At 66.3% G+C, this 23,457-nt stretch carries 20 protein-coding genes and 1 pseudogene; 14 read left to right on the top strand and 7 right to left on the bottom strand.

Features of this window, described 5'->3' with window-relative positions:
• Positions 1–14 precede the first annotated feature (14 nt).
• Entirely contained in the window at positions 15–1,190 is a 1,176-nt protein-coding gene (locus HAV22_RS05795; protein ID WP_166857507.1) for an acetyl-CoA C-acetyltransferase, read from the bottom strand.
• Positions 1,191–1,662: 472 nt separating this feature from the next.
• Here HAV22_RS05795 and minC point away from each other — a divergent pair, with 472 nt between their 5' ends.
• Genes minC through minE form a run of 3 tightly spaced genes read left to right on the top strand, consistent with a single transcriptional unit; the run spans position 1,663 to position 3,569 of the window.
• Complete coding sequence (minC, locus tag HAV22_RS05790; RefSeq protein ID WP_166857505.1) at positions 1,663–2,448, top strand: septum site-determining protein MinC; 786 nt, start codon at positions 1,663–1,665, stop codon at positions 2,446–2,448.
• A 52-nt stretch (positions 2,449–2,500) separates the two neighbouring features.
• Positions 2,501–3,316, top strand: a complete 816-nt coding sequence (minD, locus tag HAV22_RS05785; protein ID WP_166857503.1) for a septum site-determining protein MinD — start codon at positions 2,501–2,503, stop codon at positions 3,314–3,316.
• A 1-nt stretch (position 3,317) separates the two neighbouring features.
• Positions 3,318–3,569: a cell division topological specificity factor MinE gene (minE, locus tag HAV22_RS05780; RefSeq protein WP_036231293.1), complete on the top strand. Its 252-nt coding sequence runs from the start codon at positions 3,318–3,320 to the stop codon at positions 3,567–3,569.
• 80 nt (positions 3,570–3,649) lie between these two features.
• Here minE and HAV22_RS05775 read toward each other — a convergent pair whose 3' ends face one another.
• Complete coding sequence (locus HAV22_RS05775) at positions 3,650–4,156, bottom strand: hypothetical protein (RefSeq protein ID WP_166857501.1); 507 nt, start codon at positions 4,154–4,156, stop codon at positions 3,650–3,652.
• Positions 4,157–4,365: 209 nt separating this feature from the next.
• Between HAV22_RS05775 and HAV22_RS05770 the strand changes: the two genes are divergently transcribed.
• From HAV22_RS05770 to HAV22_RS05730, 9 genes are all read left to right on the top strand, one after another.
• The gene (locus HAV22_RS05770; RefSeq protein ID WP_166857499.1) at positions 4,366–5,055 is read left to right on the top strand and encodes a response regulator transcription factor; all 690 of its coding nucleotides are present in this window, start codon (positions 4,366–4,368) and stop codon (positions 5,053–5,055) included.
• 53 nt (positions 5,056–5,108) lie between these two features.
• Positions 5,109–6,383, top strand: a complete 1,275-nt coding sequence (gene hemA, locus HAV22_RS05765; RefSeq protein ID WP_166857497.1) for a glutamyl-tRNA reductase — start codon at positions 5,109–5,111, stop codon at positions 6,381–6,383.
• 72 nt (positions 6,384–6,455) lie between these two features.
• Positions 6,456–7,532, top strand: a complete 1,077-nt coding sequence (gene prfA, locus HAV22_RS05760; RefSeq protein WP_166858112.1) for a peptide chain release factor 1 — start codon at positions 6,456–6,458, stop codon at positions 7,530–7,532.
• A gap of 275 nt (positions 7,533–7,807) precedes the next feature.
• On the top strand, positions 7,808–8,278 hold the full coding sequence (locus HAV22_RS05755) for a disulfide bond formation protein B (RefSeq protein WP_166857495.1): 471 nt from the start codon (positions 7,808–7,810) through the stop codon (positions 8,276–8,278).
• Positions 8,278–9,105: a peptide chain release factor N(5)-glutamine methyltransferase gene (gene prmC / locus HAV22_RS05750; protein WP_166857493.1), complete on the top strand. Its 828-nt coding sequence runs from the start codon at positions 8,278–8,280 to the stop codon at positions 9,103–9,105. The genes HAV22_RS05755 and prmC overlap by 1 nt, the downstream gene beginning before the upstream one ends.
• A 129-nt stretch (positions 9,106–9,234) precedes the next feature.
• Complete coding sequence (locus HAV22_RS05745) at positions 9,235–11,040, top strand: DUF885 domain-containing protein (protein WP_166857491.1); 1,806 nt, start codon at positions 9,235–9,237, stop codon at positions 11,038–11,040.
• A gap of 86 nt (positions 11,041–11,126) precedes the next feature.
• Complete coding sequence (gshA, locus tag HAV22_RS05740; protein ID WP_166857489.1) at positions 11,127–12,722, top strand: glutamate--cysteine ligase; 1,596 nt, start codon at positions 11,127–11,129, stop codon at positions 12,720–12,722.
• 81 nt (positions 12,723–12,803) lie between these two features.
• Complete coding sequence (locus HAV22_RS05735; RefSeq protein WP_166857487.1) at positions 12,804–13,826, top strand: histone deacetylase family protein; 1,023 nt, start codon at positions 12,804–12,806, stop codon at positions 13,824–13,826.
• A gap of 29 nt (positions 13,827–13,855) precedes the next feature.
• Entirely contained in the window at positions 13,856–14,323 is a 468-nt protein-coding gene (locus HAV22_RS05730; protein WP_166857485.1) for a GNAT family N-acetyltransferase, read from the top strand.
• Between the two features lie 43 nt (positions 14,324–14,366).
• Here the strand turns inward: HAV22_RS05730 and HAV22_RS05725 are convergent, their stop codons facing one another.
• The 4 genes and pseudogenes from HAV22_RS05725 to HAV22_RS05705 all read right to left on the bottom strand — a co-directional run bounded on the left by HAV22_RS05725 (position 14,367) and on the right by HAV22_RS05705 (position 19,459).
• Complete coding sequence (locus HAV22_RS05725) at positions 14,367–15,671, bottom strand: MFS family transporter (RefSeq protein WP_166857483.1); 1,305 nt, start codon at positions 15,669–15,671, stop codon at positions 14,367–14,369.
• 517 nt (positions 15,672–16,188) lie between these two features.
• Positions 16,189–16,563: pseudogene (locus HAV22_RS31785) on the bottom strand (hypothetical protein); the annotation flags it as partial.
• A 413-nt stretch (positions 16,564–16,976) separates the two neighbouring features.
• Positions 16,977–17,453: an FKBP-type peptidyl-prolyl cis-trans isomerase gene (locus tag HAV22_RS05710; RefSeq protein ID WP_166857481.1), complete on the bottom strand. Its 477-nt coding sequence runs from the start codon at positions 17,451–17,453 to the stop codon at positions 16,977–16,979.
• A gap of 128 nt (positions 17,454–17,581) precedes the next feature.
• Positions 17,582–19,459 carry a potassium transporter Kup gene (locus HAV22_RS05705; protein WP_166857479.1) on the bottom strand — a complete coding sequence of 626 codons (1,878 nt, stop codon included), beginning with the start codon at positions 19,457–19,459 and terminating at the stop codon, positions 17,582–17,584.
• Positions 19,460–19,702: 243 nt separating this feature from the next.
• Here HAV22_RS05705 and rarD point away from each other — a divergent pair, with 243 nt between their 5' ends.
• A complete protein-coding gene (gene rarD, locus HAV22_RS05700; RefSeq protein ID WP_166857477.1) occupies positions 19,703–20,587 on the top strand; it encodes an EamA family transporter RarD in 885 nt (294 codons plus the stop codon).
• A gap of 252 nt (positions 20,588–20,839) precedes the next feature.
• Complete coding sequence (gene ettA / locus HAV22_RS05695; RefSeq protein ID WP_166857475.1) at positions 20,840–22,507, top strand: energy-dependent translational throttle protein EttA; 1,668 nt, start codon at positions 20,840–20,842, stop codon at positions 22,505–22,507.
• Positions 22,508–22,521: 14 nt separating this feature from the next.
• On the opposite strand, the gene trxB is transcribed toward ettA, so the two are convergent.
• Positions 22,522–23,457, bottom strand: coding sequence for a thioredoxin-disulfide reductase (gene trxB, locus HAV22_RS05690; protein ID WP_166857473.1), 936 nt, complete (start codon positions 23,455–23,457; stop codon positions 22,522–22,524).

Raw genomic sequence — 23,457 nt, 5'->3', positions numbered from 1 at the left:
CCGTGCCGACCGTGTCAGCGCTCGACCGCCAGGGCCACGCCCATGCCGCCGCCGATGCACAGGGCGGCGAGGCCCTTCTTGGCGTCGCGGCGGACCATTTCGTGCAGCAGGCTCACGAGCACGCGCGCGCCCGAGGCACCGATCGGATGGCCCAGCGCGATCGCGCCGCCGTTCACGTTGATCTTCGACGTGTCCCAGCCCATCTCCTTGTTGACGGCGACGGCCTGGGCGGCGAAGGCTTCGTTGATTTCCATCAGGTCGACTTCATCGTGCTTCCAGCCGGCCCGTTCCAGGCACTGGCGGGCGGCATCGACGGGGCCCATGCCCATGATCGAGGGGTCGAGGCCAGCCGACGAATACGCCTTGATGCGGGCGATCGGCGTCAGGCCCAGTTCCTTGGCCTTCGACGCCGACATCATGATCACGGCGGCGGCGCCGTCGTTCAGGCCGGACGCGTTACCGGCCGTCACGGTGCCTTCCTTGTTGAACGCGGGACGCAGGCTGGACAGGCCTTCCAGGGTGGCGCCATGCTTCGGATACTCGTCGGTATCGAACACGGTCGGGCCCTTCTTGGACGGGATCTCGATGGGGATGATCTCGTCCTTGAACTTGCCGGCCTTGATGGCGGCCTCGGCCTTCAGCTGCGACTGCAGCGCGAACTCGTCCTGTTCCTGGCGCGAGATCTCGTACTTGCGCGCGACGTTCTCGGCCGTCACGCCCATGTGGTACTGGTTGTAGACGTCCCACAGGCCGTCGACGATCATCGTGTCGGTCAGCTTGGCGTCGCCCATGCGGAAGCCGTCGCGCGAACCGTTCAGCACGTGCGGCGAGGCGCTCATGTTTTCCTGGCCGCCGGCGATGACGATCGAGGCGTCGCCGCACTTGATGGCCTGGGCCGCGAGGTGGGTGGCGCGCAGGCCGGAGCCGCACACCATGTTGAGGGTGAAGGCCGGGACCTTGTCCGGCAGGCCGCTCTTGATGACGGCCTGGCGTGCCGGGTTCTGGCCAGTGCCGGCCGTGAGGACCTGACCCATGATGACTTCGCTGACGGCGGCCGGATCGATGCCCGTCTTCGTCAGCAGGTGCTTGATGACCTGGGCGCCTAGCTCGGCAGCCGGAATTTTTGAGAGCGTGCCACCGAACTTGCCGATTGCAGTACGGCCGGCGGCCACGATTACAACATCTTCCATATCAATCTCCGGTATCCCGGCCACATCGGCCGGGGTTCAATGAGTGGACAGCCCTGCTGTCGGCCATTTCTGGCCAGGCCTGGAAGAATCCGAAAAAACAGCACAACGATTGCGTTAAGCCGGCGGCAACTCCGCATGCATGGATTGCATCGAATGCGGCAGACACCGGTGGGCGCGGCAGGTCGTCCACGTTGTGCGCTTGATGAATCACAATCTCCGCTCAGGCTTGGACAGAAAGCCAACAATATTAGTGACCCCGCTTAAAGTTTGTTTAAGCAAAATCAATCTTATCAGCTTATTCAACGGAAAAAATAGTCTCTGGTTTGATTTTGCTTAAGGCTGAGTATCTTTATGAGACATTATTTTTGTTCTGGAAACATCGATTGCCGCCCGTCTAAACTCGGCCAAAACCCTTTTCCTTTGGGCTAAATTTCAAAGTAGAATGCACGGGCTAAGCCAACCACATTGATTTATGCCCAAAAGCCCGAGCTCCCTGCCCATCGAAATCAAGATCTCCACGGTCGTGGCCATTTCGACCATCCTGCATTCGGCCGATCCGATCGCGATCGATGCCGCGCTGAAGCAGATGACCGGGGGCGTCTCCGATTTCTTCGAGGATGAATTCGCCGTCATCGACGTCGCCGGCATCGCCGAGGAGGCCGCGCACATCGATTGGGAGGCGCTGGTCGCGCTGCTGAAGAAATACCGCCTGAACGCCGTCGCCGTGCGCGGCGCGCCGGCCGCGCTGCACCACGTGATCCGTGCCCACGACCTGTTCCTGGACGACGGCACCAGCGGCCTGCAGACGAACGGCGGCCGCGAACGCGAGATGCCCGCGCCGGCGCCCATCGAAGCAGCCGAGCCCGCACCGGCTCCCGTCGCGGCCCCCGCACCGGCGCCGGCCATGTCGGCCCAGGCGATGATCGTCGACACGCCCGTGCGCGCCGGACAGCGCATCTACGCACGCGGCACCGACCTGATCGTGACCGCCGTCGTGAACAATGGCGCCGAGCTCATTGCCGACGGCAGCATCCACGTGTACGCGCCGCTGCACGGGCGCGCGCTGGCGGGCGCGTCCGGCAATGCGGGCGCGCGCATCTTCGCGCTGCAACTGCAGCCGGAACTGGTGTCGATCGCAGGCGTCTACCGCACGTTCGACGAGGGTTTTCCGGCCGACGTGGCACGCCAGCCGGCACAAATCCGTTTGGTCGGCGACCGAATCGATATATCATCGCTGGGTTCGGCGCCCCGCAACTGAGCGCGCCCCGGTACCAGCATTGACCAGATACTGAATAGGACACATTTTTTTCATGGCAAGAATTATCGTTGTAACGTCCGGTAAGGGCGGTGTGGGCAAGACCACCTCGAGCGCAAGTTTCTCGTCGGGCCTCGCGATGCGCGGCCACAAGACGGCCGTCATCGACTTCGACGTCGGCCTGCGCAACCTCGACCTGATCATGGGTTGCGAACGCCGCGTCGTCTATGACCTGATCAATGTCGTCAATGGCGAAGCGAGCCTGACCCAGGCCCTGATCAAGGACAAGCACTGCGACAACCTGTTCATCCTCCCGGCCTCCCAGACGCGCGACAAGGACGCGCTGACGGAAGAAGGCGTCGAGCAAGTGTTGAACGAGTTGGTCAAGATGGACTTCGAATACATCATCTGCGACTCGCCGGCCGGCATCGAGCACGGCGCGCTGATGGCGCTGACGTTCGCCGACGAGGCGCTGATCGTCACCAATCCGGAAGTGTCGTCCGTGCGCGACTCCGACCGCATCCTGGGCATCCTGCAGGCCAAGTCGCGCCGCGCCCAGAGCGGCGGCGAGCCCGTCAAGGAACACCTGTTGATCACCCGTTATTCGCCGCGCCGCGTGGAAAACGACGAGATGCTGTCGTACGAGGACGTGCAGGAAATCCTGCGCATCCCCCTGCTGGGCATCATTCCGGAATCGGAAGCGGTGCTGCACGCGTCGAACCAGGGCAACCCGGCCATCCATTTCAAGGATACGGACGTGGCCCAGGCCTACCAGGACGTCGTGTCGCGCTTCCTCGGCGAAGAAATCCCGCTGCGCTTCACCAACTACGAGAAGCCGGGCTTCCTGCAGCGTCTGTTCGGAGCAAAGTGATATGCCCCTGCTCTCCTTCCTGTTCCCCAAGAACCAGAAAAGCGCGACTGCGGCCAAGGAAAGGCTGCAGATCATCATCGCCCGCGAACGCAGCGGCCGCGGCGGGCCGGACTTCCTGCCGGCATTGCACCGCGAGTTGATCGAAGTGATCTCGAAATACACGAAGGTCAACGCCGAGGACATCAAGATCTCCCTCGACCGCCAGGGCAACCTGGAAGTGCTCGACGTCAACGTCGTCCTGCCGGACGCGTAACGCCAACGATCCACATGCGTCACGCGTGGGCTCGGAGAGCCCACGCTACCCCGCTGACCATCCCGCGCCGCGCCGGTTGTTTATGCCGGCGCCGCTGCCACCTCGCGCGCCACGCGCGTGCACGCCTCGATGTGCTGGTAGCCCATCTGCCTGAACAGCGCGAAACCGATCGCGGCCGACGCGAGCTGTCCCGCCAGCGGCACGATCTTCGCCGCCGACTTCGCGGCCAGCTTGGCGCCCGATTTCCGTAACAGTTTCAGCACCAGTTCCTTCGTCACGATCTTGCCCACCAGGGTACCGCCCAGCGCCGCCACGGCCTGGTAGGCGGCGATGCGCATGCGCGGCTGCAACTGGTCGATCTGATCGGGCGACAGGCCGAACGCCTGGTTGATCTCTTCCACCATCACGGCGAAGCTGGAGAGATCCGCGACGACGTCGACACCCGGCAGCGGAATCACGGACACGCCCGCCGAAATGGCCGCGCGCTTGCGCACGAGGCCGCGGCAGCGCTCGCGCACGCGCTCGATGTCCGGGCCGGACACCGGCAGCAGAGCGAACTCCTCATCCTTGCTTTTTTTCCTGAACATAGTCGCTCCTGAACAAAGGATTTAAGGACAGTGTAACCGCGAGTGTGTCGTCGGGCTGACACGACTATGACGCAATTACCCAACGAAAATGTGAATTTATCTGCGGCATCGGTAGCTTTCCTTTTTAAAAGTCTGATATATTTAGTGACATTGTAGGAATGTTCCTACAGAGAGGTCATAGAGTCCCACACGCCGAGACAGCGAACATCATGAGAATATCCGTACTGGACAACGATACGACCCAAGCAGAGCTCATCTGCCAAGTGCTCAACGGGGCCGGGCACAGCTGTCAAGCGTTTGACAGCGGCAAAGACCTACTTGGACAACTCCGCAAGGACAGCACCGACCTGCTGATCGTCGATTGGCAAGTGACCGACGTCCCGGCGGCGGAACTCCTGCGCCGTGCCAAGGAAAAACTGGCGCCGAACACGCCGACGATGTTCCTGGCCGGCACCTCGGCCGAGGACGACATCGTGGCCGGCGTCACGGCCGGCGCGGACGACTACCTCGTCAAGCCGCTGCGCCGCGGCGAACTGGTCGCGCGCACGCAGGCCCTGCTGCGCCGGGCGTATCCGTCGCAGAACGGTGCCGAGCAGCTGCAATTCGGCCCGTACGTGTTCGAAACCCGCCCGGGTCGCCTGATGATGGACGGCGAGCAGATCGACGTCACGCACAAGGAATTCAACCTGGCGCTGCTGTTTTTCCGCAACCTCGGCCGGCCGCTGTCGCGCGCGTACATCCACGAATCGATCTGGGTGCGCGAAACGGCGATCCCGTCGCGCACGATGGACACCCACGTCTCGCGCGTGCGCAACAAACTGCGCCTGCGTCCGGAGAACGGTTTCCGTCTCGTGCCGGTGTACAGCTACGGCTATCGGCTGGAAAAACTGGGCGCGTGAATCCCTGCCGCGGTAGGGGTATAATGGGCGCGCTGCCCAATTTTTGATCACCCATGCAACTGCTCGCCGTCGGCCTGAATCACACCACCGCACCGGTCTCGCTGCGCGAGCAACTGGCGCTGGCGCCTGAGCAGCTGGGCGACGCGGTGCAGGCCGCGCGCGGGTGGTTCTCCCGGTTCAATACGAGGGGAGAGGACGAGGCGGCCCTGCTCTCGACGTGCAACCGCACGGAGATGTACGCGGCCAGTTGCGCGCCCGATCCGCTCGATGCCTCGGCGCGCTTCCTGGCCGACTACCACGACCTGAATTTCTCCGAGCTGCGCCCGCATTTGTACATGCTGCCGCAGCACGACGCCGTGCGCCACGCGTTCCGCGTCGCCTCCGGCCTCGATTCGATGGTGCTGGGCGAAGCGCAAATCCTCGGGCAAATGAAGGACGCCGTGCGCGTCGCCGACGAAGCGGGCGGCCTCGGCACGTATCTGCACCAGTTGTTCCAGCGCAGCTTCGCCGTCGCGAAGGAAGTGCGCACGACGACCGAGATCGGCGCGCACAGCGTGTCGATGGCCGCCGCCGCCGTGCGCCTGTCGGAACGCATCTTCGATCGCGTCAGCGAACAGAACGTGCTGTTCATCGGCGCCGGCGACATGATCGAGCTGTGCGTCACCCACTTCGCCGCCCATAATCCGAAGTCGATCACGATCGCCAACCGCACGCTGTCGCGCGGCGAGGCGCTGGCCGCGCGCTTCAACGGCCAGGCCCTGAGCCTCGCCGACCTGTCCGACCGGCTGCCGCAATTCGACATCGTCATCTCGTCGACCGGCTCCACGTTGCCCCTGATCGGCAAGGGCCTCGTCGAGCGTGCCATCAAGGCGCGCCGGCACCGGCCCATGTTCATGGTCGACCTGGCCGTCCCGCGCGACATCGAACCGGAAGTGGGCCGCCTGAACGACGTCTTCCTGTACACGGTCGACGACCTCGCCGAGGTGGTCAAGAGCGGCGTCGAGAGCCGCCAGGCCGCCGTCGCCCAGGCCGAGGCGATCATCGAGACGCGCGTGCAATCGTTCATGCACTGGATCGGCGACCGCGCCGTCGTGCCCGTGATCCGCGACCTGCATGAATCGAGCGAAGCGATGCGTCTCGCCGAACTGGAACGGGCGCGCAAGCTGCTCGCCAAGGGGGAAGACATCGAGACGGTGCTCGACGCGCTGTCGAAAGGCCTCACCGCGAAATTCCTGCACGGCCCGCAACAGGCCCTGCACCGCGCCCAGGGCGATGAGCGCGCCCGCCTCGCGAGCCTCCTGCCCCAGCTGTTCCGCGGCCGCCGTTAGCGGCCTAAACGCCTTCGTTGCCCCGCGTGCCGCTTCCTGCGGCTTGTCTGCTGTCATTCCGATAAGAACATGATGAAACCCTCCATGCTGGCCAAGCTGGACCAACTGGCCAACCGTCTCGTCGAACTGGACGAACTCCTGATGTCCGAAGGCGCCACCGCGAATATGGACAGCTTCCGCAAGCTGAACCGCGAACACGCCGAATTGAGCCCGCTCGTGGCCGTCTATCGCCACTACCAGACGGCGCAGGGCGACATCGCCGCCGCACAGGAGATGCTGGCCGATCCGGACATGAAGGAATTCGCCCAGGACGAGATCGACACAGCGAAGGCGCGCATCGCGGAACTGGACCTCGAGCTGCAGAAGATGCTGCTGCCGAAGGACGAAAACGACGAGCGCAACATCTTCCTCGAGATCCGCGCGGGCACGGGCGGCGACGAATCGGCGCTGTTCGCGGGCGACCTGCTGCGCATGTACACGCGCTACGCGGAGCGCAACCGCTGGCAGGTGGAGATGGTGTCGGAATCGCCGTCCGACCTGGGCGGCTACCGCGAAGTCATCGTGCGCATCGTCGGCCAGGGCGCCTACTCGAAGCTGAAGTTCGAATCGGGCGGCCACCGCGTGCAGCGTGTGCCGGCGACGGAAACGCAGGGCCGCATCCACACGTCCGCGTGCACCGTCGCCGTGATGCCGGAAGCGGACGAAGTGGAAGACGTGCAGATCAACCCGGCCGACCTGCGCATCGACACGTACCGCGCCTCGGGCGCCGGCGGTCAGCACATCAACAAGACGGATTCCGCCGTGCGCCTGACGCACCTGCCGACCGGCATCGTCGTCGAATGCCAGGACGACCGCAGCCAGCACAAGAACAAGGCGCAGGCGATGAAGGTGCTGGCCGCGCGCATCAAGGACGTGCAACTCCGCGAGCAGCAGAGCAAGGAAGCGGCGACGCGCAAGAGCCTGATCGGCTCGGGCGACCGCAGCGAGCGCATCCGCACGTACAATTTCCCGCAGGGCCGCCTGACCGACCATCGCATCAACCTGACCTTGTACAAGCTGGACATGATCATGGACGGCGACCTGGCCGAACTGACGAACGCCCTGTCGGCCGAGCACCAGGCGGAACAGCTGGCGGCGCTGGGCGACTAACTTCGGGGTCAGAGCACTTTTCCGGGGTTTTCCGGGGTCAGAGCACATTTTCGAACCATGTCCCGACAACATGAATTCTGCCAAACAGCCGCTGGCCGCATCGATGATCTGCCGACGTCCACGCTGCGGGGCGGCCGATAACAGCCTTTACGATATTTCCCCGAAATGTGCTCTGACCCCGAATTTCACGAAGAATGTGCTCTGACCCCGAATTAAGACGGTTATAAGTTGCTACACTGAAAATAACTTTTTCGATAACGACCACTCAGGAAACCATGTCTTCGTCCCGCAATCTCCTGCTCGCCATCGCCGCCGTCAGCATCGCCCTGGTCGGCACCGCCCTTTACCTGCAGCACGCGAAGGACATGCTGCCCTGCCCGCTGTGCGTGATCCAGCGCTACCTGTTCCTCGGCATCGCGCTGTTCAGCCTCATCGGCGCTTTCGCCGACAAGATCAAGGCCGGTGCCGGGCTCGCGCTGTTGTGTGCGCTGGGCGGCCTCGGCGTCGTCGGCAAGCATCTGTACGTGCTGGCGCACCCGGGCTTTTCGTGCGGCATCGATCCGATGGAGACCACGCTGAACAAGATCCCGACTGCGACCATGATGCCGTGGCTGTTCCGCGCCGACGGCCTGTGCGAAGCCGCCCAGGAAACCGTGTTCGGCCTGAACGTGCCACAGTGGTCCGCCGTATGGTTCGTGATCCTCACCCTGGCCCTCGCCTGGGTGCTGGTGCGGCGCGCACGTTGATGACCATCGAGCCCGACACTCCCATCGCCGCGGTGCAGGCGGCCCTGCCCCTCGATCCGCTGGAAAACCGCATCCTGCTGTGCCACGCGACGGGCCTGTCGCGCGTGCAGCTGATCACGCAGGGCGACCGGCCCCTCGGCGCCGACGAAGCGGCGCGCCTCAGCGACCTCGTGGCGCGCCGGCTGCAGGGCGAGCCGATCGCCTACATCGTCGGCAAGCGTGAATTCTTCGGTCTCGATTTTCAAGTCGGCCCCGCCGTGCTGATTCCTCGTCCGGACACGGAACTGATCGTGGAACTGGCGCTCGAACGCCTGCCGCAAGGGCCGTCCCGCCTGCTCGACATGGGCACCGGCAGCGGCGCGATCGCCGTCGCCGTGGCGCACACGCGGCCCGACGCCGACGTCACGGCACTGGACGTCAGTCCCGACGCGCTGGCCGTGGCCCAAGCGAATGCGGCGGCCAACGGCGCGCGCGTGCGCTTCCTGGCAAGCAGCTGGTTCGACGCGCTCGCCGCCGCCGCCACCTTCGACGTGATCGCCTCGAACCCACCCTACATCGCGGCCGGCGACGCACACCTTGCGCAGGGCGATTTGCGCTTCGAGCCGGTGGGCGCGCTGACCGACCACGCGGACGGCCTGTCCGCGCTGCGCACGATCGTCGCCGGAAGCCCGCTTTACCTCGTGCCGGGCGGCTGGCTGCTGCTGGAGCACGGATACGACCAGGCGGCGGCCGTGCGCACGCTGCTGCTCGACGCCGGTTTCACGGACGTGCAAAGCTGGCAGGACCTGGCCGGGATCGAACGCGTGAGCGGCGGCCGTCGTCGGTAGGGTGGACCGGGGCGCGAGGACGGCGTCAAGGCCGCCGTGATGCCGGATCCGCGGTACAGCCGCACCCTACCCTGCGCGGCACCGGCATCCCCTTTGCTACAATGCCCGGTCCACCACCGGAGCCACGTGATGCGTCGACTGTTCGCGACCCTCATCCTGCTGGGCCCCCTGGCCGCGCTCGCGGCGGACGTCGCCGCGCCTGGCGCCGCCGACCAGGCGCACGCGCTGTTCGAGCGCGACTGGCAATGGCGCCTCAAGCACCAGCCCGAATTCGCCACGAGTGTCGGCGACCACCGCTACGACGCCCAGCTGGCCGACACGTCGCTCGCCGCGCACACGGCGGCCGCCGACCACGCGCGCCGCATGCTCGACCTCGCGCGCCAGATCGACCGCGGCCAGCTGGCCGGCCAGGACCGCCTGTCGTGGGACCTGTTCACGGGCGACCAGGAACGCATCCTCGCGCGCGCCGCGTTCGTCGCGTTCGATCCGGATCCAATCAGCGCACAGGACGGCCTGCAGTTCCGTTTCCCGCAGCTCGTCGCGCAGATGCCTTTCGTCACGGAGGACGACTATCGCAACTACATCGCGCGCCTGAACGCACTGCCGCGCCACGTCGACGGCATCGTCGAGCAGATGCGCGAAGGGATGAAGACCGGCTGGACGGCGCCGAAAGCCATCATGGCCGGCCTGCCCGCGCAACTGCGCGCGCTGCGCGAGCACGTGCAGGACGGGCCGCTCGGCGCGCCGTTCCAGCGCCTGCCCGCGACCATCGACGAGGCGGCGCGCACGCAGCTCGCGACCGACGGCGCGGCCGCCCTGCGCACGGCAGCGGGCGCGCTGCAAAAGCTGGAAGACTTCGTGCGCGCCGAGTACCTGCCCGCCGCGCGCACGACGATCGGCGCCGCGAACCTGCCCGGCGGCGCGGCGTGGTATGCGTACCTCGTGAAAGCGGCGACGACGACGGCGCTGGCGCCGGCCGAGATCCACGCACTGGGCGAGAAGGAAGTGGCGCGCATCCGCGCCGAGATGGAAGCGACGGCCGTCCGCACGGGGTTCAAGGGCAGCTATCCGCAATTCGTCGCGTTCGTGCGCAGCGACCCGCGCTTGTTTCCGGCGAGCGCCGACGCACTGCTGGAACGCTACCGGCGCACCATCGCGCGCGTCGACGCCCGACTCCCGCCGTTGTTCGGCGTCGTCCCGCAGGAAGAGCTGGCGGTGAAGCCCGTGCAGCAGGAAGGCGCCGACACCCAGGGCGGCGCCTACTACGAAGCGGGCACGCCCGAGCGCACGGCCGCCCTCGTCGTCAACACGAGCCGCCTCGCCACGCGGCCGCTGTGGGAAGTCGAGACGCTCGCGCTGCACGAGGGCGTCCCCGGCCACCATCTGCAGGTCGCGCGCGCGCACGCGATCGACGGCCTGCCCCCGTTCCGCCGCCATGCGTGGTATCCGGCGTTCGGCGAGGGCTGGGCGCTGTATGCCGAGGGTCTCGGGCCGACGCTCGGGCTGATGCGCGATCCGTTCTCGCAATTCGGCCGGCTGGCCGACGAGCAGCTGCGCGCGGCGCGGCTCGTCGTCGACACGGGCATCCACGCGCTGGGCTGGTCGCGCCAGCAGGCCGTCGGCTACCTGAACGCGAACACGGCCAATCCGGCGTCCGACAACGAGGTCGAAGTGGACCGCATGATCGCCCATCCGGGCCAGGCGCTCGCGTATAAAATCGGCCAGCTGCGCATCGTGGCGCTGCTGGCGCGGGCGCAGGCGGCGCTGGGCGCGCGCTTCGACGTGCGCACCTTCCACGACGCCTTGCTGGAGAACGGCGTCCTGCCGCTGGACCTGCTGGAACGCCATATCGACCACTGGATCGCCACGCAAGCCGCCCCGCCCGCGCCCGCCGCCGCGGCGCCCGCAGCGGCCGAAGGGGCCGTGTCCCGTTAATGAATTGTCATATTGAAGGGTGCCCGGCGCGCTCTGCGGATTTCGGTTAATCTCTGCGTCTCATGCAGTATAAGAAAGGAAATCTCGTGTCGAACCAACTGACCCGCCGCCTGGCCCTGCTGGACGACGATGCCCACCGCGGCCTGCTCCAGCAGGGCCTGCGCGGCATCGAGCGCGAGACGTTACGCGTCGACGGCCGCGGCCACCTGGCCCGCACGCCGCATCCGGTGCGACTGGGCTCGGCTCTCACGCATCCGCAGATCACGACGGATTACGCGGAAGCCCTGCTCGAATTCATCACGCCGGCCGAACACGACATCGGCCTGGCCCTGCACCGCCTCGACGCGATCCACCGCTACGCCTATTCGAAGCTGGGCGACGAGCTGCTGTGGAGCCAGTCGATGCCGTGCGAGCTGCCGGCCGAGGAAGACATCGAGATCGCGTGGTACGGCAAGTCGAACCTCGGCATGCTCAAGCACGTGTACCGCCGCGGCCTGGCCCTCCGCTATGGCAAGGCCATGCAATGCATCGCGGGCATCCACTACAACTATTCGCTGCCGGAAGGCCTGTGGCAACTGCTGGCGCAGCACGAAGGCATCCCGGAAGAACGCCGCAACGCCCTGCGCGACTTCCAGTCCGAAAGCTATATCGCGACGATCCGCAACTTCCGCCGCTACAGCTGGTTGCTGATGTACCTGTTCGGCGCGTCGCCCACGCTGTCGACAGGCTTCCTGCGCGGCCGCGACCACAATCTGGAAACGCTGTCGGACGACACCCTGTTCCTGCCGTATGCGACGAGCCTGCGCATGAGCGACCTCGGTTACCAGAACGACGCCCAGTCCGGCCTGCGCCCGCACGAAAACAGCCTGGAAAGCTATGTCACGTCGCTGATGGACGCCGTCAAGCGCCCGTATCCGCCATACGCGGACATCGGCACGAAGAAGGATGGCGAGTGGGTCCAGCTGTCGACCAACATCCTGCAGATCGAGAACGAATACTATTCGACGATCCGGCCCAAGCGCGTCATCCGCACGGGCGAGCGTCCCGTACAGGCGCTGTGCGCGCGCGGCGTGCAGTACATCGAGGTGCGCTGCCTGGACGTCGATCCGTTCGAGCCGGTCGGCATCGCGCTCGAGACGGGCCGCTTCCTGGACGCCTTCCTGCTGTTCTGCGCCCTCGAGGACAGCCCCATCATCAACGCGATGGAAGGGCAAGTCCATGCGCGCAACTTCGCGCACACCGTGAAGGAAGGCCGCCGTCCGGGCCTCACGCTCACGCGCAACGACCACGAAGTGCTGCTCAAGGATTGGGCGGAAGAGCTGCTGGAACGCATCCGCCCCGTCGCCGAGCTGCTGGACCGCGAGCACAATTACCAGGGCGCCCACGTCGACGCCCTCGACGCGCAGAAGGCCAAGGTACTCGACCCGGACAAGACGCCGTCCGCGCGCGTGCTGCAGGAAGTGCGCACGCTCGGCTCCTTCGCGCAATTCGGCCTGCGCCAGAGCGAGCTGCACGCGGCCGCGTTCCGCGCCGATCCGCTGATGCCGGCCGAGACGGCGCTGTTCGACGAGATGGCCCAGGCGTCGCTGGCCGAGCAGGCGCAGATCGAGACGACGGACACGGGTTCCTTCGACGACTTCGTCGCCGCGTACAACAGTAGTACACTGTGCCGTAACAGCTAACCCACGCTTCGACGGCACCGGCCGGGCGGTGCACGCCGCCCGCCCCGGCCCTGCGGCATCGAGGCGCCGCCCGAGACGCCCTTGCTCACCTTCTTCAACGAACACCACGCCCAGCACGCGCCACGCATCGACAGCGGCGGCGGCAGCGGCGCGCGCATCGACGCCGTCGCGAACGAGTTCGCGCGGCGCGGCCTGGGCCGCATCGTCACGCCGCACGGCGTGCCGCTGACGTCGCTGGAACGGACGCATACGCCGCGCTACCTGCAGTTCCTGCGTGGCGCGTGGAGCGAGTGGCTCGCCCTCGATGCGCGCAACGCCGAACGCGATCCGCTGCCCACCGCGTGGCCCCTGGCGGGCATGCGCCGCGACGTCGAACCGGACAGCTTCGCGGGCCGTCTGGGCCTGTACGCGTGCGACGCCGCCACGCCGCTGACGGCCGGCACGTGGACCGCGGCGAAAACGGGCGCCGCCTGCGCGATCAACGCGGCGCACGCGCTGCGCCTGGGCGAGCGCGCCACGTTCGCCCTCACGCACCCGGCCGGCCACCACGCGGGCGCCGATTACTTCGGCGGCGGCTGCTTCCTGAACAACGCGGCGCTCGCGGCCCAGCACCTGCTGGACGATGGCCTGCAGCGCGTGGCCATCCTCGACATCGACTACCACCACGGCCACGGCACGCAAGACATCTTTTACCGCCGCCGCGACGTGCTGTTCGCGTCGATCCACGCCGACCCGCGCACGGACTACCCGTTCTATGCGGGCCACCCGGACGAGACGGGCGCCGACGCCGGCACCGGCTTCAACCTGAACGTGCCGCTGCCGCGCGGCGCACACGCGGCGCAGTGGTTCGCGGCGCTGGAGACGGCGTGCATCAAGCTGGCGGGGTTTTCTCCGCAGGCGCTCGTCGTGTCGCTCGGCGCCGCCGGCCTCGAAGGCGACCCGCGCGCGCACTTTGACCTCGCGGGCGGCGACTTCCTGCGCATCGGCGAGCGCATCGGCTTCCTCGGGCTGCCGACCGTCTTCGTGTTCGAAGGCGGCGCGGTCGGGCCCGAACTCGGCATCAACGTGGTCAACGTGCTCGAAGGTTTCGAGACGGCGGCCTGATTCTGCAAGCATCAACGACTGGAACGACAATGATCGAATGGCAGTGGAGCCGTTTCGCCGACCTGACCGCGGCGGAACTGTACGAGATGCTGGCCCTGCGCCAGCACGTGTTCGTGCTCGAACAGGCGTGCCTGTACCCGGACATCGACGGCCTCGACGTCGATGCGCACCACCTGCTCGGCTGGAAGACCGTGGCCGGCAAGCGGGAATTGGCGGCCACGTTGCGCTGCCTGGCGCCGGGCGCGAAATACGACGAGATGTCGCTGGGCCGCGTCGCCACGAGCGCGTCCGCGCGCGGCACGGGGCTCGGCCGCGAACTGGTCGCGCAAGGCATCGCGTGCGCGGAGCGGCTGCACCCCGGCCACGCGATCCGCATCGGCGCCCAGGCTCACCTGGAAGCGTTCTACGGCAGCTTCGGCTTCCGCACGGTCTCCGCGCCGTACGACGAAGACGGCATCCTGCACATCGACATGCTGCGGCCCGCCGCCGGGGATTAGGGCAACTCGACGAACCGTCGCGGCAGCTTATTCGACGTGCCCGTCACTTGAGCAGGCCGGATTTCGTCGGATCGGGCATGCGGATCGCAACGACGCAGGCCACCGCACACATGACGCTCACATACCAGTAAAAATAGGGTTCGTGGCCGGCCTGCTTGAACCACAGGGCCACGTATTCCGCCGAGCCGCCGAAGATCGCGTTCGCGACCGCGTACGACAAGCCCACGCCCAGCGCGCGCACTTCGACGGGGAACATCTCCGCCTTGATCAACCCGCCGATCGACGTGTACAGGCTGATCATCGCCAGCGCGCACACGATCAGCACGCCGGCCGTCACTGGGCTGGACACGCTGCGCAGCGCCATCATGATCGGCGTCGTGAACACGGCCGTGAGCGCGCCGAACGCGATCATCGACGTACGCCGGCCGATGCGGTCGGACAACGCGCCGAACGCGGGCTGCATCAGCATGTAGATCAGCAGGCAGACAGTCATCACGCGGCTGGCCGTCTCCGTGCTCATGCCGGCCGTGTTGACGAGGTATTTCTGCATGTACGTGGTGAACGCGTAGAAGATCAGCGAACCGCCGGCCGTGAACCCCAGCACCGTGACGAAGGCGCGCCGGTGGTGCCTGAGCAGCGACGCGACGCTGCCCGCGGCCTCGCTCTTGCGCTCGGTGGCGGTGGTCGTCTCGTGCAGCGCACGGCGCAGGTACAGCGACACGAGGGCGGCGGCCGCGCCGACGACGAACGGGATGCGCCAGCCCCACGCCTTCAGCTCGTCGTGCGTCAGCAGCAGTTGCAGGATGCCCAGCACGAGCAGGGCCGCGAGCTGGCCGCCGATCAAGGTAACGTACTGGAACGACGCGAAGAAGCCCTTGCGCCCAGGCTCCGCGACCTCGCTCATGTACGTGGCGCTGGTGCCGTATTCGCCGCCGACGGACAGGCCCTGGAACAGGCGCGCCACGAGCAGCAGGGTGGGCGCCGCCGTGCCGATGCTGGCATAGGTGGGCAGCGCCGCGATCATCAGGGAGCCGCCGCACATCATCAGGACGGAAATCATCATCGCGTTGCGCCGGCCGTAGCGGTCGGCCACGCGGCCGAACAGCCACCCGCCGATGGGCCGCATCAGGAAGCCGGCCGCGAAGATGCCGGCCGTGTTCAGCAGCTGCGTCGTCGCATTTCCCTTCGGGAAGAAGGCCGACGAAAAATACAGTGCGCAGAACGAATAGATGTAGAAGTCGAACCACTCGACCAGGTTGCCGGACGAGGCGCCGACGATGGCGAAGACGCGCTGGCGCGACGTCAGGTGCTCGATTGCGTGCGGGTTCGCCGTGTCCGTCGTGGTCATGGTTCCTCCGGAAGTCTGCCGGTCGGCCGGCCACGGCAGCCGGCGCACCCCGGGCGGGGCCCCCAAGGTCGGCCTGGCCGCAGACCGAAGATAGCTGTTCGCCGATATTGCCGGCGCCACCGTGCATGCCGGCATCGGTTCGGCGTGCCGTGCGCCTGCGCCACCACAGCAGCGCCAATCCGCCCATCGGCAACAGGAGAGCAGGCGCCGGTTCGGGCACCGGCGTCAACAGCGCCGGCGCACAAATGCCGATGACGTTGCAGCTGTTGGCGACGATCTGGCCGGCGTCGTTGATGTCGACTGCATCCATCAACACCTCGCTGCCGAGGCCTGCCGTGACGGTATTCAAGTCGACGAGGCCGGCGCCTGCGTCCACGAACGCGTGCGAAAAACCGTAGGTGACGAAGCTCGAATAGCCGACCACGGTGCCGGACGCATTGATGGCGCGCGCTTCGCCGTAGTCACCGCCGAACGAACCGAGGTCGTGCATGACGCCGCCGCTGTACAGGAAAGGATGCCAAACGGGTTCGGCACCGACGAGGCTGTAGCCGACGACCTGGCCCGTGTCGTTCACGGCCTCGGCCCAGCTGAAGCCACCGCCGAGCGTGCCGAGATCGTGCATGGTGCCGCCGCTGTACAGGAAGGCGTGGGCGCCGTCGTCCGGGAAACCCGCCCCCGGTTGCGATCCGCCGACGACCATGCCCGCGTCGTTGATGCCGCGCGCCTGCGCATCGGTTCCACCCAGCGTGCCGAGGTCCGTCAGCGTGCCGCCGCTGTACAGGAACGCGCGGCTGTTGCCGGACGCGTCGGTGGAAGCGCCGACGACCTGGCCGCCGACATTGACGCCGTAGGCGACGCTGTCGCCGCCGTACAGCGTGCCGATGGACTGCATGGTGCCATCGCGCCAGACAAAGCCACGCGTGACGCCGCCCGTCTGCGCGGCGCCGACGACGCCGCCGTCGCGGATTGCGGTCGCATACGCGATGGAAGCGCCCGGCGTGGGCAGGAACGTCGTCGTGCCGGCGCGCCAGACGAAGGCGCGTTCCTGGAAAGCGGCGTCGAGGCCCATGCCGACGATATTGCCGTCGTTGCCGATGCCGGAGGCCAGGAAATTTTCAGGCAGGAAGGTGGCGGTGTACAGCGGACCAGCCCACGCGGGGGCGCCGGCGAGCAGAGACAACAGCAGGGGCAACAGAAAACGACGTATCGACATGGCAGGCTCCGGATGATCAGGCGTGCCAACGATAAGACCGGCGCCGCCGCGCGGGACTGATCGAAATCAGTCGTGCGCGGCGCGGTGGCGGATCAGCAGGCCGCGCTGCCGCAGACTTTCACGAGCTCGACGTCGAACACGAGGCCCGTGTTTCCGGGGATCACGCCCGCCACGCCGCCCGCGCCGTACGCGAGATTGCTGGGGACCAGCACGGTGCGCTTGCCGCCCACCTTCATGCCTTGCACGGCCTGGCTGAAGCCGGGGATCACGGATTCACTCGTGCCGGTGGCGCCGATGACGAACGTGTACGGCGTGCCCGGTTTCGATGCGTCGAACTTGCTACCCTTGAAATCGGCGGCGCCGGCGCTGTACAGCCAGCCCGTGTAATTGACTTGCACGCGCGCGCCCGACACCGCATCGGCACCGGTGCCGACCGCGACGTCGGTCTTGGTCAGCGCGGCGGGATTGTTGACGACGGTGTTGCCGCCGGAATCGCCGCCGCCGCCACCGCAGGCGGACAGGCTCAGGATGGCGGCGCAGGCGACGGCGAGCGGGAAGGACAGTTTCATGGGGCTCCTGTGAAGGTTCGTGAATGAATGGAAAAACCGAACCTTACCAACGGGCCCTGCAAGCGTCTGTGGGGGATTTGTATGGCTTTGTAAGGCCGCCGGCCGCGCGGGCCGGCGGCGTGCGCCGGTCAGATCTCGACCTGCGTACCGAGTTCGATCACGCGATTGGACGGGATCTGGTAGTAGTCGGCGGCCGTGCGGGCATTGCGCTGCATGGCCACGAACAGGTGTTCGCGCCACGGCATCATGCCCTGGCCCGGCACCGAGATCACGGTCTGGCGCGCGATGAAGAACGACGTCTCCATCATCTCGAATTCGAGGTGCTTGGCCGCGCACAGACGCAGCACGTGCGGGATGTCGGCCTCGTCCTTGAAGCCATAGGTCACGTTCAGCTGGAAGCAGTTGTGGCCCAGCGGGACGACCTCGACCTGTTCGCTTTCCGGCACATACGGTTCCTCGCGGATGTGCACCGTGAGGAACACGACGCGGTCGTGCAGCACCTTGTTGTGCAGGAGGTTGTGCAGCAGCGCGTGCGGCACCCCGTCCGTTTCGCCGCGCAGGAAGATGGCGGTGCCGGCCACGCGGCCGGGTGGCGCCACGAACAGCGACTGCAGGAAGTCGTCGAGCGGGATCGCGTGCTTTTCCAGGTTCTCGAACACGAGCTCGCGGCCGCGCTTCCATGTCAGCATGACCGTCAGCAGGACCGTGCCGATCACGAGCGGGAACCAGCCGCCGTGCAGCAGCTTCAGTGTGCTGGCCGAGAATAGCGACAGGTCGATCACCAGGAAGAAACCGGTCGCGGCCAAGGAGAGCAGCAGCGGCAGGTGCCAGCGGTAGCGCACGACGAAGAACGTGAGGATCGTCGTCGCGAACATGGTCGCCGTCACCGCAATGCCGTAGGCGCCCGCCAGCTTGTCGGAAGAACCGAAGCCGACGACGGCGATCAGCACGACGATCAGCTGCAGCCAGTTCACGGCCGGGATGTAGATCTGGCCGATCTCGCTTTCCGACGTGTGCATCACGCGCATGCGCGGGAGCAGGCCCAGCGCGATGGCCTGCTTCGTCATCGAGAACGTCCCGGAGATCGTCGCCTGCGACGCGATTACCGTGGCCATCGTCGACAGCAGCACGAGCGGCAGCACGCTCCAGCTGCCCAGCTGGTGGTAGAACGGATTCTCGATCGTGGCCGGATGCGTGATCAGAAGGCCGCCCTGCCCCAGGTAGTTCAGCGCGAGCGCGGGGAACACGACGAGGAACCAGGCGAAGCGGATCGGCTTTTTGCCGAAGTGGCCCATGTCCGCGTAAAGCGCCTCGGCACCGGTGAATGCCAGCACGACGGCGCCCAGGGCGACGAACGCGATCATGCGCTCGCGCAGCATGAACTCGAACGCGTGCAGCGGATTCAACGCGTGCAGGATCACGGGCGCCTGGACGATGTTGATGACGCCCATGACGGCCAATGCGACGAACCACACGACCATGATCGGACCGAACCAGCGGCCGATGCCGGCCGTGCCGTGGCGCTGCACGCTGTACAGCGCGACGAGCACGACGATCGTCAGCGGCACGACGTATTTTTCCAGGCCGGGCGTGGCCACTTCGAGACCCTCGATCGCGCCCAGCACGGAGATCGCCGGCGTGATCACGCTGTCGCCGTAGAACATCGTGGCGCCGAACACGCCCAGCACCATCAGCACGTAATGCCAGCGCGACGTGCGCGTGACGGAATTCAGCGCGAGCGCCATCAGGGCCATGATGCCGCCCTCGCCGCGGTTGTCGGCGCGCAGGATCAAGGTGACGTACTTGAGCGACACGATGATCGTCAGGCCCCAGACGATCAGGGAGACGATGCCGAGCACGTTGGGCGTGTTCAGCACGAGGCCGTGGATGGGATCGAAGATGGTCTTGAGCGTGTACAGCGGGCTCGTGCCGATGTCGCCGTAGACGATACCGACCGCGGCCAGCGTCAGCGCCGCGAGGCTGCTTTTCTTGTGTTCTGACGTCAAGGTTTCACCGTTTTGTTGTTCTGGTGCGTTGCACAATAGAATAATTGACAAGGAAAGACAAGAGCGTGCCTTTCCGTGCGGGGCGCTATTTTCTCAAAATTTTTTGCTGTCCTTACATTACGGTGTCCAGAGTCTGCATGAACACAGCCGGTCCCAGCGCACGCATGGCGAAAACAGGGGGCCGCCAGCGAGGCCGCGCCCGTTCGGGGATAATGTTCAACCCGTCACCCGTTCCACAATCCCATGAACACCGGCATCCTGTCCGCCACCCTCGCCTTCCTGTGCTGGGGCCTGTTTCCACTGTATTTCCACGCCATCGGCGACGTGCCGCCGCTGCAGATCCTGGCCAACCGCATGGTGTGGTCGCTGCTGTTCCTCGTGATCGTGCTGGCCGTGCGCCGCCAGTGGGCCTGGCTGAACCTCGTGCGCCGGCCGCGCGTGTTCGGCAGCTTCGTCGCGTCCGCGCTGCTGCTCAGCATCAACTGGCTCATCTACATCTGGGCCGTGAACAACGGCCACGTGATCGAATCCAGCCTCGGGTATTTCATCAATCCGCTCGTCAACATCATGTTCGGCTCGATGCTGCTGAAGGAACGCTTGCGGCGCGCGCAATGGATGGCGATCGGCGTCGCCGCGCTGGGCGTGGCGTGGCTCACGTGGCAGGCCGGCACCGTGCCCTGGGTCGCGCTGGCACTGGCCATGTCGTTCGGCGGCTACGGCCTGCTGCGCAAGACGGCGGCGCTGGGCGCGCTGGAAGGCTTGTCGTTCGAGACGATGGTGCTGTTCCCGCTCGCGGCCGGGTACGTCATCTGGCTCACCGCGCACGGCCAGAACGCGTTCATCAACACGGACTCGAACGCGACGCGCTGGCTGCTCGTCGCGGCCGGCCCCATCACGGCGATCCCGCTGGTGCTGTTCGCGGCGGGCGCGCGCAAGATCCCGATGTCGGTCCTGGGCCTGCTGCAATACCTGTCGCCGACGATGCAATTCCTACTGGGCGTGGGGCTGTTCCACGAAGCATTCACGGCGGCGCGCCTCGTCGGCTTCGTACTGATCTGGCTCGCGCTGGCCCTGTACGCGGCCGAAGGCTTGCTGAACCGGCCGCAGCCGGTGGCCAGGGAAGCCTAATTCGGGGTCAGAGCACATCCCGGGCAAAATTCGGGGTCAGAGCATTGTTTGCGACAATTTCTCCTCGGCGCCGTTATACGACCGCCCCGTCAGTAGCGCGGCGGAGGCAAGCGGTGTCATTCGGCCCGGCTTTTCCTGCCGGAGCAATTTCTCGAATAGTTGCTCTGACCCCGAATTTTCCGAAAAACCTGCTCTGACCCCGAATTTTCAGTATCCTGTCGTCCTTATTTTCAAAATCGAAGCACATTACTAATGGCCAACTACGTCTACACCATGAACCGCGTGGGCAAGATCGTCCCACCGAAACGCCAGATCCTGAAGGACATTTCGCTGTCGTTCTTCCCAGGCGCGAAGATCGGCGTGCTGGGCCTCAACGGCTCGGGCAAATCGACCCTGCTGAAGATCATGGCCGGCATCGACACCGACATCCAGGGCGAAGCGCGCCCGATGCCGGGCCTGAACATCGGCTACCTGCCGCAGGAACCGCAGCTCGATCCGGAAAAAACCGTGCGCCAGGAAGTGGAAAGCGGCCTCGGTGAAGCGTTCGAGGCGCAGGCGAAGCTGGAAGCCGTGTACGCGGCGTATGCCGAGGAAGACGCGGATTTCGACGCGCTGGCCAAGGAACAGGAGCGCCTGGAATCGATCATCGCCGCGTCCGACGGCGGCAACCTGAACCTGCAGCTGGAAATGGCCGCCGACGCGCTGCGCCTGCCGCCGTGGGATGCGAAGATCGGCGTGCTGTCCGGCGGCGAGAAGCGCCGCGTCGCGCTGTGCAAGCTGCTGTTGTCGAAGCCCGACATGCTGCTGCTCGATGAACCGACCAACCACCTGGACGCCGAATCCGTCGAGTGGCTCGAACAATTCCTGCTGCGCTTCCCGGGCACCGTCGTCGGCATCACCCACGACCGCTACTTCCTCGACAACGCCGCCGAATGGATCCTGGAACTGGACCGCGGCCACGGCATCCCGTGGAAGGGCAATTACTCGTCGTGGCTGGAGCAGAAGGAAGCGCGCCTGAAGCAGGAAGAAGCGACGGAATCCGCGCGCCAGAAGGCCCTGGCGAAAGAACTCGAGTGGGCACGCCAGAATCCGAAGGCCCGCCAGGCCAAGTCGAAGGCCCGCCTGGCCCGCTTCAACGAACTGTCCGAATACGAATACCAGAAACGCAACGAGACGCAGGAGATCTTCATCCCCGTCGCGGAACGCCTGGGCAATGAAGTCATCGAGTTCAAGAACGTCTCGAAGGCGTTCGGCGACCGCCTGCTGATCGACAACCTGTCGTTCACCGTGCCGCCGGGCGCGATCGTCGGCATCATCGGCCCGAACGGCGCCGGTAAGTCCACGCTGTTCCGCATGATCGCGGGCACCGAGCAGCCGGACAGCGGCGAGGTCGTCATCGGCCAGACGGCGAAGGTGTCGCTCGTCGACCAGTCGCGCGACAGCCTCGCCGCGAACAAGACCGTGTTCGAGGACGTGTCCGGCGGCGCCGACATGCTGTCCGTCGGCCGCTTCGAGATGCCGTCGCGCGCCTACCTGGGCCGCTTCAACTTCAAGGGCGCCGACCAGCAGAAACTCGTCGGCAACCTGTCCGGCGGTGAACGCGGCCGCCTGCACCTGGCGAAGACACTGCTCAAGGGCGGCAACGTGCTGCTGCTGGACGAACCGTCGAACGACCTCGACGTCGAGACCCTGCGCGCGCTGGAAGACGCGCTGCTGGAATTCGCGGGCAGCGTGATGGTCATCTCGCACGACCGCTGGTTCCTCGACCGTATCGCCACGCACATCCTCGCGTTCGAAGGCGACTCGCAAGTCACCTTCTTCAACGGTAACTACCAGGAGTACGAAGCCGACAAGAAGAAGCGCCTCGGCGAGGAAGGCGCCAAGCCGAAGCGGATCCGCTACAAGCCGCTTACCAGCTGATCAGCTGAGCGGCGTTACTCTTCCAGGTAACGCTGCGCATCCAGCGCCGCCATGCAACCGCTGGCGGCGCTCGTGATGGCCTGCCGGTAGACGTGGTCCTGCACGTCGCCGGCGGCGAACACGCCCGGCACGCTCGTCGCCGTGGCAAAGCCGTGGCGCCCCGCGCGCGTCACGATGTAGCCGTTTTCCATCTCCAGCTGTCCCGCGAAGATGCCCGTGTTCGGCTGGTGGCCGATCGCCACGAATACGCCATGCACGGGCAGCACGCGCGTGCCGCCGGGCCCGCGCAGGCGCAGCGCGTGCACGCCCGCGTCATCGCCCAGCACCTCGTCCAGCTCGTGGTTCCACAGGATGTCCACCGTGCGCTCTTCCACGCGCGCCAGCAGGCGCTCGACGAGGATCGCTTCCGCACGCAGGTGGTCGCGCCGGTGCACCAGCGTGACTTTCGACGCGATGTTCGACAGGTACAGCGCTTCTTCCACGGCCGTGTTGCCGCCGCCGATCACGGCGACCTCGCGGCCGCGATAAAAGAAGCCGTCGCACGTGGCGCACGCGGACACGCCGCGGCCCATGAACGCTTGCTCGGACGGCAGCCCCAGGTAGCGCGCCGATGCGCCAGTGGCGATGATCAGGGCGTCGCACGTGTAGTCGCCCAGGTCGCCGGACAGGCGGAGCGGCCGTTCCTGCAAGTGCGCCGTGTGGATGTGGTCGACGACCATCCGCGTCTCGAAGCGCTTCGCGTGCAGCTCGAAGCGGCGCATCAGGTCCGGGCCCTGCACGCCGTCCGGATCGGCGGGCCAGTTCTCGACGTCGGTCGTCGTCATCAGCTGGCCGCCTTGCGCGACGCCGGTCACGAGCAGCGGGTTCAAATTGGCGCGCGCCGCGTAGACGGCGGCGGAATAGCCTGCCGGGCCGGAACCCAGGATCAGGACGTTGGCATGTTTTTTCAT

The organism is Telluria antibiotica (assembly GCF_011682055.1).
In the GTDB taxonomy this organism is placed as follows: domain Bacteria; phylum Pseudomonadota; class Gammaproteobacteria; order Burkholderiales; family Burkholderiaceae_D; genus Telluria; species Telluria antibiotica.
The sequence above is the reverse complement of the archived record's forward strand: the minus strand, read 5'-3'. Positions and strand labels throughout refer to the sequence as shown.